General features: G+C 43.2%; 7 protein-coding genes. 6 read left to right on the top strand and 1 reads right to left on the bottom strand.

Translation table 11 applies throughout. From position 1 onward, the window contains the following. The first annotated feature begins 3 nt into the window (after nucleotides 1-3). The gene (gene tilS / locus SYN7509_RS0206380; protein WP_009634511.1) at nucleotides 4-990 is read left to right on the top strand and encodes a tRNA lysidine(34) synthetase TilS; all 987 of its coding nucleotides are present in this window, start codon (nucleotides 4-6) and stop codon (nucleotides 988-990) included. A gap of 12 nt (nucleotides 991-1002) precedes the next feature. Here the strand turns inward: tilS and hmpF are convergent, their stop codons facing one another. Continuing rightward, on the bottom strand, nucleotides 1003-2727 hold the full coding sequence (gene hmpF / locus SYN7509_RS0206375; RefSeq protein WP_009634512.1) for a pilus motility taxis protein HmpF: 1725 nt from the start codon (nucleotides 2725-2727) through the stop codon (nucleotides 1003-1005). A gap of 481 nt (nucleotides 2728-3208) precedes the next feature. Between hmpF and SYN7509_RS0206370 the strand changes: the two genes are divergently transcribed. The 5 genes from SYN7509_RS0206370 to SYN7509_RS0206350 all read left to right on the top strand — a co-directional run bounded on the left by SYN7509_RS0206370 (nucleotide 3209) and on the right by SYN7509_RS0206350 (nucleotide 11764). Further along, nucleotides 3209-4444, top strand: coding sequence for a response regulator (locus SYN7509_RS0206370; protein WP_009634513.1), 1236 nt, complete (start codon nucleotides 3209-3211; stop codon nucleotides 4442-4444). A 452-nt stretch (nucleotides 4445-4896) separates the two neighbouring features. Continuing rightward, nucleotides 4897-5262 carry a response regulator transcription factor gene (locus SYN7509_RS0206365; RefSeq protein WP_028954148.1) on the top strand — a complete coding sequence of 122 codons (366 nt, stop codon included), beginning with the start codon at nucleotides 4897-4899 and terminating at the stop codon, nucleotides 5260-5262. Nucleotides 5263-5267: 5 nt separating this feature from the next. Beyond that, nucleotides 5268-5795, top strand: coding sequence for a chemotaxis protein CheW (locus SYN7509_RS0206360; RefSeq protein WP_009634515.1), 528 nt, complete (start codon nucleotides 5268-5270; stop codon nucleotides 5793-5795). Further along, the gene (locus SYN7509_RS0206355) at nucleotides 5792-8386 is read left to right on the top strand and encodes a methyl-accepting chemotaxis protein (RefSeq protein WP_009634516.1); all 2595 of its coding nucleotides are present in this window, start codon (nucleotides 5792-5794) and stop codon (nucleotides 8384-8386) included. The genes SYN7509_RS0206360 and SYN7509_RS0206355 overlap by 4 nt, the downstream gene beginning before the upstream one ends. A 78-nt stretch (nucleotides 8387-8464) precedes the next feature. Continuing rightward, nucleotides 8465-11764: a hybrid sensor histidine kinase/response regulator gene (locus SYN7509_RS0206350; RefSeq protein ID WP_009634517.1), complete on the top strand. Its 3300-nt coding sequence runs from the start codon at nucleotides 8465-8467 to the stop codon at nucleotides 11762-11764. Nucleotides 11765-11773: the final 9 nt, after the last annotated feature.

The following is an 11773-nucleotide window of genomic DNA, read 5'->3' as shown; positions in this document are numbered from 1 at the left end:
ATCATGAGCGACTTGCCCCTCTGGACACCGCTCCATGCCCAATTGCACCGCACATTGAAGTTGCGCCAGCTACTACCCAAAAATCAGCGCTTACTAATTGCCGTCTCCGGGGGGCAAGATTCTTTATGCTTAATCAAACTTTTACTAGACTTGCAACCTAAATGGCGCTGGAAGCTGGCGATCGCCCATTGCAATCATCGCACTCGCACCGATTGCGAGGCTAATGCCCTCCATGTCGAAACCCTGGCTAGTGCTTGGTCAATCCCCTATTACGGAGCGATAACAGACCGTTCCTTACAGAGCGAAGCTGCGGCAAGATTATGGCGCTACGAGGCTTTAAGGGAAATTGCGACAGCCAACGATTACCACTACATTGTGACGGGACATACAAGCAGCGATCGCGCTGAAACACTGCTTTACAATTTAATTCGTGGTAGCGGAGCCGATGGCCTACAGGCGCTTACTTGGCAGCGTTCCCTCGATTCTGGACTCCAATTAATTCGCCCTTTACTCCAAGTTCAAAGAGCCGCCACTGCTCAATTTTGTCAAGCTATGCAGTTGCCTGTCTGGGAAGATAGCACAAATCAAGATTTGAAATATGCCCGCAACCGGATTCGCCACGAATTATTGCCCTACTTATACAACTTTAATCCCCAAGTAGAAACGGCTTTAGCTCAAACTGCTGAATTATTGCATTCTGAAGTAGAGTATTTAGAATTTACCGCCCAACAGTTGCACGCCCAAGCCGCTTGTCATCCCACAGAACCACTAAAACTAAACTGTCAAGTGCTGCAAGCTTCACCTCTAGCCCTACAACGCCGAGTTTTACGTCAATGGCTTTTTCAACTCCTAAATCGCAGTCCTAACTTCGAGCAAATTGAGAAATTAATCGCCCTGGTTTACGCCCCCAATCACACCCAAACCGATCCTTTTTTTGGAGGAGCGATCGCTAGAGTAGAAAATGGCTGGATTTTCTTAACCCCACCCTAAAAACATTTTTCGCTAACGAACTGCCAGATTTGACAGCTTTTCCCGGATTTGCTCTACTTGAATTTGCTCGCTGGAAATTTCCAATTGTTCGATATTGACAGCAATTGCCCCTAGCTTATGTTTTAACTCATCCAAATTATCTTGCACCGGTTGGAGCATTTCTTGGTAAAGATGTACTTTGCCCCAGCACTGCGCCGTTAATGACAATTGAGAGTACAAATTTTCCGCCAACTCTTGCAACTGCTGGCGAACAGTTTGCTGCGTATTGATTTGGCGAGAAACATTTTCTTGCAAGGGCTGAATATCTGCCCCCAATTGGGTAATTTCCTGTTCGATCTTTTGCAGTTCTTTTGCTTGTTGCTGCTTAATTGCGTCAACTTGCACCAGAATCGGACTCAAATCAATTTTATAGTCCTCTTGTCTATTAGCTGGAGTAATTCCTTGCCGCCGCCACAGCACTGACTGATGCTGATTTAAAACTTGTTTGCGTTCCTGCAAGTTTTGGCGCTGACCAACTAAAGTTTGATCTAAAAACTCATAAGTGTCTCGTTCATCGGCTAATTCCGTTTGCAGCCTAGAGCGATCGCTTTCATGCCCATGGCTCACCTTTGCTTGCAAGTCATCAATATTTTGCTGCAAAAGCCTCAGTTCTTCCTCTTGATCGTAGACAAAACCTGAAGCACCTTCCAAATCTCGTTGCAAATCTTGGATTACCTGCTGTAGCTGGTCTAAAGACATATTTTCAAGTGCCTCTAAGTCCAAATTTTGAGCGCTATCAACCGCCTCTGGATCAACTAAGCAATGGATTTGGTGATAAATTTCCTCTTGCTTGCGTAATTTGATGCCAAGAATTTGCGCCTCGTCTTGCTTGTGATTAAGGGCTAATTTTTGCACCTGTAATTCCACTAACGCCGTCTCCATAGCCTTTTGCTCTGTATCCCACTGGGTTTGCCGATTAGTCAACATCGATTTAAGACTATCGACTTCTTCTTGCTGCTGTTGGGCATTAGCGCGTTGTTGCTCCAACTGTTGCCAGTGGTAGCTCAAAATATTTTGCTGGTTATTGACAGTCTCTGTAGAGAAATTTAGCTGTTCTTTTAAAGCTGCTTTGGGGGCAATACTACTAACTATTAGATCGAGCAATTGTTGCAATTGCTGCTTAGTTTCATCGTCTAACAAGCTACCCTGCTTATCTACCAAGCGCAACTGTTCCCCTCGCAAGTGTTCCCAAGCACCTTCTAATTCGCCACGACTGCGATCAACTTCCGCTTGCAATTGTTCGACATTGTTTTGGGCGGTAGCAAAGGCTTGTTTTTGCATTTCCAGACGATGAAAATCTTCCTCTATATGCTCTAACTCCTCTAGCCGCCCTTCTAGCTCGGTATTACGGCGGTTTAATTCCTCACTTTGATAAGTTAAAGATTGCTTCCATTGCTCAATTTCTTCTTCCTGACCTTTAGCTTTTTCCATCTGGCGGGAAAAACTTTGTAATATTCCCACCAGTGGGCGACCAGCCTCGCGGATTTGCTGCGCTTGTCTATTGGCATTTAAGTCTGCTAATACTAATACCCCAGTATTAAAATTGTTGGCTTCTTCTGCCGCGATCGCTTCTTCTCCTTGGACGGCAGCCCAGCTTTGATCTGGCCGTTGATAAGCCAGCAACTTCAATTCCGCCTTTGCGGCCCCCATAAATCCAGTCTTACTTTTTTGCTTTTGTACTTCTGCTAAATACAGCACGCCGATCGCCCTCTTAAATATACCTAATGCCCAATTTTGGGATCAAACCTTTCCTTGAAAAATTATTTAGTCCGCCGACATTGAACTTAGCCCTTAAAGCAAAATAAAGAAGTTTTCTTCTTTTACCTTGGCTTGCATATCGCTAAATGCCAAACTTTTTTGCTTTGATTTTGGACTAACTAAGGCAGTACTACTAGCTACTATATAAGCTCTAAGACTACGTGATTGCAGATTATTTGTTACATATCGGCAACTAAAATCCTTCTTTAAGTAACCTAATTAAACCCAGCGTTGCCTCAACTTGCTATTTATCCACTCACTAATTGGTGCGCTCATAATTTTTAACTTTTTAACAATAAGATTTCTTAAGTCCATACAATCTTGCATAAATTTTTACTTCCATAGAGACATTTTTATCTATCCTTGGGCAGAATTAACTCAGACCATAACACTGATTAAAATCATGGGAGCGTTTAGTTAAATGCAAGGAAATCTAAATGAAATCGATATCCGTAGTATTCTCCAATTGATTGAAGTTGGTCAGCGAACTGGCGAACTATTTATAGAAGCCTATGGCGATCGCATAACTCCCAATCGAGATATAGATCCAAGCCTAGGATTACACAGTTCTTCATCTTTGCCAACTCGCTCTTGGTTTATTTTTTTTCTCAATGGTCAAATTATCTATACCACTGATAGCAATAACGATTTATTGCGCCTGCGCGATTATCTCTACCGCTATCAAGTAGCTCCCACCCTTGACAATCTAAAACTTTCCTGTAGTCAAGCCAATAATATCCTTGAATATACTTATTTGTGGTCGCTGCTAGAACATAATTTCCTAACTCCAAGTCAGGGACGCAGAATTATTCATAGCATTATTCATGAAACGCTATTTGACTTGCTCAGTTTGCATCAAGGCACTTTTATTTTTGAAAGCGGATTTGCCTTAGCACCGCAGTTAACTACCCTAAAAATTAGCTCCGCAGTCATAAAAACCATGCAGCAGATGCAACAATGGAAGCAACTCCATCCTCACATCACTTCCCTGCATCAGTGTCCAATAATTACAGACAAACTAAAATTGCATCAATATTTGCCTGCTTCTACCGTGCAACATTTGGAGCATTGGGCTGACGGCAAAACTTCTTTGCGGCAATTAGCCCGCTATCTCAACCGAGAGTTAGTGACTGTTGCTAGAGCAATTTATCCCTTTATTCAAAAAGGTTGGGTACAGTTAGTGTCTCCCCCTACCAATAGCATCGCTGCTCATACCGAGAACCTGCAACTTTTTTCGCCCGCCAAAACCCTAAAAATTGCTTGTATTACTGAGTTCTCAGCAAATTCTCAAGTTTTTAAATCTGTTTTGAGCCAGTACCATCAACAAATCGAAGCTGTTTTTTTTGAGAATGCGGCTACGGCTCTTAGCCAGGTATTTCAAGTCAAGCCAGATTTGATTTTTTGTGACTTAGCAACATCATCCTCGTCCCTAGATGGCTACGAATTTTGTGCAATGCTCCGGCGCTCTAGTTTGTTTCGAGCTACGCCGATTATAATCTTGAGTCCTCAAAGCCTTTATATTGAAAGCATCAAAGCCCGAATGCTTGGAGCTACAGATTATTTAGTTGCCCCAGTTACCGAAACCCAATTATTAACATTACTAGAAAAATATCTAAATTTTCCTAGCATTATTGATTACCCAAAACTTAGTAAATAAATTGAGCCATCAATAATTTTCTTACCTGGTTATTCTCTGCGTACATTCACTGATATAAAAGCTTGCTTTAATCTATTTTGACCTAGTTCTCAGTGAATTTTCGCTTGGATACATAGCACTGGTAGCGTTAAGTTTGTTTTGTAGTTTAGTTAGAGACGCTAGTCTAAATCTCCATCAAAACTGAGGATTGATCTTAAACATGAAATATTTAACGTGTATTTTTCAACTTTTCTAAGATGTTTTATTTACACGCTAGGCGCATTATTACTTGAAAGTTCGATGAAATAAAAATCTATATAAAAAATTAGCTTACATAATTTCATCGTTACTATTTAGTCAAAAAGTAACTATTCTAGTCATCAGTTACTTAAATTGATTAAACGTTATTAGGATAAACCATGGTAGTTCGTTTCCGTAGGGGAGCGTTTGAACCAAAAGGCAAATTAGCAATTATGAGTACAGTTTTAGTTGTAGAAGATAGTATTACCCAAAGAGAGATGATTACCGATCTTCTCAAAGGTAGTGGCTTAGTGGTAGCGATCGCGACAGACGGCATGGAAGCATTGGAACAAATCCAAAGTTTTCGTCCAGATATAGTTGTGCTAGATATTGTCATGCCCAGAATGAATGGCTACGAGGTGTGTCGTCGCTTGAAAACCGACCCCAAAACCCAGGGTGTACCAGTAGTCATGTGTTCCTCTAAAGGCGAAGAATTCGACCGTTACTGGGGAATGAAACAAGGCGCGGATGCTTATATTGTCAAACCGTTTCAACCAAAAGAATTGGTTGGAACAGTCAAACAATTACTTCGAGGTTGAACACTATGGAACCCAACTCGTTAACCAGTAGCAGCCCCAAGCAACATTTAACTGAATTTCAAGACTTAGAAAGCAAAGAAGGCGAACTGTACCTGCGTTTTTACGTAGCTTCAAATCAAGAATTTGCCCTCCCAGCAACAGCAGTCCGTGAAGTAATTTCCGCGCCTCTAGATCGAATTACACCAATTCCCAATGCCCCTTACGCGCTTTTAGGGACGCTAAACTTGCGCGGTAGAGTAATTTGGGTTGCCGACCTAGGTTACTTTCTGGGCGAACCAAATGCTCTAAATACAGAACGAGCGGAGATTTCGGTCATCGCCGTTGAAGAACAAGAGATTATGGTTGGGTTAGCCGTCGATCGCATAGTGGGGATGGAATGGCTAGATGTGGAAGAAGTACAACAAATAAACAATCCAGACAGTACAGCAAACGTATTTGTACGCGGTGAGTGGATGCTAGATGAGCTTACCAATAAAAGCCTGCAACTGCTGGAGCAAAAAGCAATCATACAAAGTAGGCTATGGCAAGCATGAAATCTCAGCAAGCAGAGGGGCAAATGACATCAAGCAACGATCGCGAACAAGCATATCAAGCGGCACAAAAAGCTTATATTCAAGGCAACTATCCAGAAGCGGCAACCCTAGTTGACCGCTTGGTCGAGCATTTTCCCACCGACCCCAGCAGTCGTTTGTTGCGAGGTCACATTTACTGCATTTTAGAGCAGTACAACGTAGCAAAAGAACAGTATCAAAAAGTTCTGGACTTAACAACCGATCTAGACTTAATTGAGTGCGCCAGCAGTGGTCTTGAAGCTGTTAATCAGTACGAAACTCAAGACACGGCAACCTCAAACTCTCAAGAGTCAGAATTAGAAAATACCTTTTTAATTAGTGCTGAACCACAAAATGTTTCATTACCGGCTCTCCAAGTAGTTCCATTAGCAGCAGATGTTCCTAATCCTAGCTTTGACTTTGGCAGCAAAAATTTTTTAGAGGAAGATTTTGGCAATTTAGAAAATGCTGATGTCGCCAGCAATGATTTCCAAACTTCTGCTAACCCTTTTGCCTGGAACCAGTCTCAAGAATCTGAACAAGAAAATTCAGACAATTTGCTTATTGACCATAGCCCCAGCGATGAGTTTTTTGGTATCGATGGAGACAGTAATTCTCACTTATCACCAGAAACCGACAGCAGTGAAGACCAAACTTTTTTAGTTGTAGGCAAGTCATCTCAAGATACTTTGACTCAAGAAATCGCTTTCGATAAGTTTCATTTGGTTGATACCCAAGAAGATATAGAAAATATTGCCAATAACGAGCAGAACTTAGCTGCCAATCTTGAGCAAAATGGGTTTTTAAGCCAAAACGGCGATCGTGCAGGGCAAGTTACTGAAGATAAGGCTGTTGGCGACCAAGTCAATGACTACTTTGATACCAGTAATCAAAGCCATCAAACCAACTCTCTTGACTTGCGCTCCTACAAGGAGGAAAACACTAACGCTGATGACGCAATGGATTCATCTTCTCTAGAAGATATGTCAGGCCCGCTTTTACTTCCTGATGACGACGATGAATCAAGTAGTGGTTTTTTCTTGCCAGAAACGATCGCTCAGGCAGAAGCAGAAGTATTTAGCATTAATAATGCTTTAGATTCCAGCCCAAACTACCAGCAAGAACCTGTAGCTGCTAGCAAATCTAGCGACAAAGATAGCTTGTTAAATCTTTGGGATAATGCTAACACCGAAAAAAAACCTTTCCTAACGGCGGTAACAGTAGGATTTGTCTCTACTTTAGTAGTAGCGGCCGTAACTCTGGGAGGGCAACTATTATCGCCCGTTGATAGTCGCGCTGCCGTGCGCAATAGCGGTTTAGCTATGGCTGCTGCCGCCGGACTTGCAGGTTTTGCTACTACTAAAGTTATGGAAGGTAAATCAGCAAAATACCGCAGCCAAACAATGGCGGATTTGAAAGCCCAATTTGAAGTTCTGCGGACTGGCAACTTCAATGCTCAAGCGACTGTTTATTCCCAAGATGAATTTGGTTTACTAGCGACCAATTTCAACACTATGGTCAAAGGACTATCAGAGACAACGGGAGAAGCGCAACGCAAAGCTTTAGAACAAGAACAAGCTAAAGAAGAACTACAACGCCAAGTAATTCGCCTCCTAGATGACGTAGAAGGAGCCGCTCGTGGCGACTTGACAGTTCAAGCGGAGGTTAGCGCCGACGTTTTGGGAGCCGTTGCCGATTCCTTTAACTTGACAATTCACAATCTGCGCGAAATCATTCAACAGGTAAAAACCGCCGCCCAGCAAGTAAATAAAGGTGCAACAGATAGTGAATCTTTTGCCCGCGATTTATCCTCCGATGCCCTGCGTCAAGCGGAGCAATTAGCTGTCACGCTAAATTCTGTGCAGGTACTAACCGATGCAATTCAACGGGTAGCCGAAAGCGCCAAAGAAGCCGAAACCGTTGCCCGTTCTGCCTCCGCGACCGCCCTTAAAGGTGGTGAAGCCGTAGATCGGACAGTGGAAGGAATTATGGAAATTCGCCAAACTGTGGCAGAAACAACGCGCAAAGTTAAGAGATTGGCAGAATCATCGCAAGAAATATCAAAAATTGTTGCTTTAATTTCACAAATTGCTTCTAGAACCAACTTATTGGCGCTTAATGCCAGTATTGAAGCAGCAAGAGCCGGAGAAGCTGGGCGAGGATTTGCGATCGTAGCGGATGAAGTCCGTCAACTAGCAGATCGCATTGCCAAAGCCCTGAAAGAAATCGAACAAGTCGTTAGACAAATCCAAACTGAGACGGGTTCAGTAATGACAGCGATGGAAGAAGGCACTCAACAGGTTATTCAAGGAACTAACTTAGCAGAACAAGCTAAAAAGTCACTCAATGACATCGTTCAAGTATCAAATCGGATTGATACTTTAGTGCGCTCCATTACCGCCGATACAGTCCAGCAAACAGAAACTTCTCGTCAAGTTGCCTCTGTAGTGCAGTCGGTAGAACTAACAGCCCAAGAAACTTCTCAAGAAGCCCAGCGCGTTTCTGGTTCCTTGCAAAGCTTGGCTGGAGTAGCCGGAGACTTGCTAAATTCTGTCGAGCGATTCCGGGTGTAAGGCAAGCTTAAAAACCTCCAAAGCCACCCACAACGATTTTGTCTTCCATACCTAAACCCTATAAATCAAACTATTACTATGCTGCCAGAACAACAACAGCGTATTTTGGGCTACTTCATTGAAGAAGCTAAAGACCACTTAGTTACTGTTGAGCAAGGATTGCTGAACTTGCAAACCACGCTCCAAGACTCGGAAATGGTCAACGACTTATTTAGAGCCGCTCACTCGGTCAAAGGTGGAGCCGCAATGCTAGGAATTAGTAGCATTTTGCGTATAGCTCACCGTTTTGAAGACTTTTTTAAAATTCTCAAAGATTCTCCTAATCTGCAAGTTGATCGCGAACTAGAATCGCTGTTATTGCAAGTGTTTGACACGTTACGCACTTCGGTAGAGCATTTGGAGAGTGCCACCTTAAGCGACGAAACTGCCGGGGCTTTGATGAGCAAAATAGAGCCAGTTTTCACAGAAATTGACCAACATTTAGCTGCTGGCGATCGCATTGATACCCAATCCAATGAAGCACCAATACTTGCGGCTTTCCAAAACGATGTACCTCTACAACTGCGGCAGATGTTGGAGCTATTTAAGCAACCGCAATCCCCCGCCGTTAGCCAACAACTGCAACAATACTGTCAGCAATTAATTGAGTTAGGAGAAAAATTTGGCTTACCTAATTGGATGGAGCTTTGCCAAACAGCTAGTGGTGCGATCGCAAATCCCCAAAACACCTACCGGACTCTAGCGCCCCTTGTGATTACCCAACTCAAGCAAGCGCAAGAATTGGTGGCGACAGGACAGGCTACGGAAATAATTAGTTGCGAACAATGGCAATCTTTAATCGCCCTACCAGCTTGGGATACTGAGGAAGATATAAGCTCCAGTGCGATCGCCAACGATTTATTCGACGAGTTTGAAACTAGCGATCAAGAAACTACTGATTTATTTGAGTTAGAAACAAATACCGAAACCCCAGATTACCTTGATGCGGAAGCTCAAAGCGAAATGCTGGCGCTGGATAATTTGTTTACAGAAACTCAAACTACCATTCAGGAATTCCCCGCCGCCCAATTTAACTTTACCGATTTATTTGAGGACAATCCTCAAAACCAAAACGGCAAGGTTGAAAGCGATAGCTTCTGGGACGATGAAGTCTTTGCACCCGCAGCAGAGGAAGAAAATCTATTTGCTGCTGAAGATGACTTACAAGTTGATGATAGGTTAGAGCAATTCAATTACGCTCAAGAGTTAGAAAATACCGATCCATTACTAGACTATGAGTTTGGCGATTTAGACAAGCTGCTAGAACAACCTCCTGTAATCCTTGGTCCTTCTACAGTTCTCCAATTAGATCCGCCCACGGATAGCGCTGCAAATATAGCTCAAAGTGTAGAAGCTACAGAACTAAGTCTGACTGCTAGTCCAAAACGGGCAGTATTTGAGCAAATGATGCGCGTACCCGTCAAGCACTTAGACAATATTAGTAACCTCGTGGGGGAACTGGTTGTTTATCGCAACAGTTTAGAACAAGACCAACAAAGACTCAGACAATTTCTCGATAACCTACTCAATAAAGTCCAACAACTCAGCGAAGTAGGGTTCAAGATGCAGGAATTGTACGAACGAAGTCTGTTGCAAAGTTCTCTCACTAATCGCAAAAAAGAAGGATCTGCTGCTATTGTCTCAGATAATAGCAATACTCACTCTACAGGTCACGATTTTGACTCGTTGGAAATGGATCGCTTTACAGGCTTTCATACTCTGACGCAGCAAATGATTGAATTGATTGTCCGGGTGCGCGAATCATCTTCGGACATTGAATTTGTTACCGATGAAACCGATCAAGTAGCTCGTCAGTTCCGCCAAGTTACAACTCAATTGCAAGAAGGTGTAACGCAATCGCGCATGGTCACGTTTGCCGAGATTGCTAGTCGATTGCCCCGCGCTGTCCGAGATATTTCGCTCAAGTCTGGTAAGGAAGCGGAACTAATTATTAACGGTCAAGATACCTTAATTGATAAAGTGCTGTTGGAGCAACTATACGACCCGATGACGCATTTGGTTAATAATGCCATTGCTCACGGCATAGAAACCCCAGAGGTGCGCTTAAGTAACGGCAAACCACCCACTGGTAAAATTACTGTTCAGGCATTCTACCAAGGCAATCAAACCGTTATTTCTATAACTGATGATGGTGCGGGCATTGATACGGAAAAAGTTTTAGCTAAAGCCATTCAAAAAGGGCTGGTTTCTCCAGAAAAAGCTCAAACTATGGCGCGTTTAGACATCTACAACCTGCTATTTCATCCTGGCTTTAGTATTAAAGATACCGTTGATGAATTTGCTGGGCGAGGCATTGGTATGGATGTCGTGCAAACTAGCTTAACTGGGATGCGTGGCTCAATTAGTACCGACTCTACTTTAGGAGTGGGAACTACTTTTACCATCCGCTTACCTCTAACTTTGAGCATTTGTAAGGCGTTGTATTGCTTGAGCGATAAAGCTCGTATTGCCTTCCCCATGGATGGAGTAGAGCAAATGATCGAATTGCCAATTAAAGATGTAGTTACAAATGCCCAAGGAGAAACCTGTCTTCCTTGGCGGGATAACTCCTTGCTACCATTTAGACACCTGAAAGAACTTTTAACCTACAATCGCCATCTCAGTCGTGGCAGTATTTACGGTAGCGGTCGATCAGAAGACACGATTTCACTAATCGTCCTCCGCAGTGGCAACGCCTTTATGGCAGTGCAAGTTGACCAAGTGCTAGGAGAGCAAGAAATTGTAATTAAGCAGTTTGAAGCCCCCGCGCCTAAACCTTTGGGAGTTTCGGGAGCTACAGTCATGGGAGATGGGCGAATTATGCCCATTGCTGACGTACTAGAATTAATGGCTCTAGCTACAGGACGGCTACAACGAGAACCGATTAATTTGCCGGATTCTGGAGATAGAAGAATCCCTGTTAGACCTGCCGTTAAAACTGAACCAATGGTATTGATTGTTGATGACTCGATTACCGTTCGAGAACTGCTGTCAATGACCTTTAATAATGCTGGCTACCGCACAGAGCAAGCTCGTGATGGTCAGGAAGCTTGGGACAAGCTTAATGATGGGCTACCTTGCGATATCGTCTTTTGCGATATCGAAATGCCGAGAATGGATGGTTTGGAATTACTATCGCGCATCCACGAAAGCGCTAATTTTCCAAATTTACCCATTGCTATGCTAACTTCTCGTGGTTCTGATCGCCATCGCCAAATGGCAATTCAACTAGGCGCAAGCGGTTACTTTATTAAGCCCTATCTTGAAGAAGCTTTACTAGATGCGGCTCAAAGGATGCTTAAAGGGGAGGTATTAGTTACTGCGCCAAGTAGTGTATAAGGCTTTGTG

It is taken from the genome of Synechocystis sp. PCC 7509, from assembly GCF_000332075.2.
Taxonomy (GTDB): Bacteria; Cyanobacteriota; Cyanobacteriia; order Cyanobacteriales; family Chroococcidiopsidaceae; genus Aliterella.
The sequence above is the reverse complement of the archived record's forward strand: the minus strand, read 5'-3'. Positions and strand labels throughout refer to the sequence as shown.

What these genes read in the sequence shown, in the direction of transcription:
- tilS (WP_009634511.1), top strand. Translation starts at nt 4, where the DNA reads ATGAGCGACTTGCCCCTCTGGACACCGCTCCATGCCCAATTGCACCGC.
- SYN7509_RS0206350 (WP_009634517.1), top strand. Translation starts at nt 8,465, where the DNA reads ATGCTGCCAGAACAACAACAGCGTATTTTGGGCTACTTCATTGAAGAA.
- SYN7509_RS0206365 (WP_028954148.1), top strand. Translation starts at nt 4,897, where the DNA reads ATGAGTACAGTTTTAGTTGTAGAAGATAGTATTACCCAAAGAGAGATG.
- SYN7509_RS0206355 (WP_009634516.1), top strand. Translation starts at nt 5,792, where the DNA reads ATGAAATCTCAGCAAGCAGAGGGGCAAATGACATCAAGCAACGATCGC.
- SYN7509_RS0206360 (WP_009634515.1), top strand. Translation starts at nt 5,268, where the DNA reads ATGGAACCCAACTCGTTAACCAGTAGCAGCCCCAAGCAACATTTAACT.
- SYN7509_RS0206370 (WP_009634513.1), top strand. Translation starts at nt 3,209, where the DNA reads ATGCAAGGAAATCTAAATGAAATCGATATCCGTAGTATTCTCCAATTG.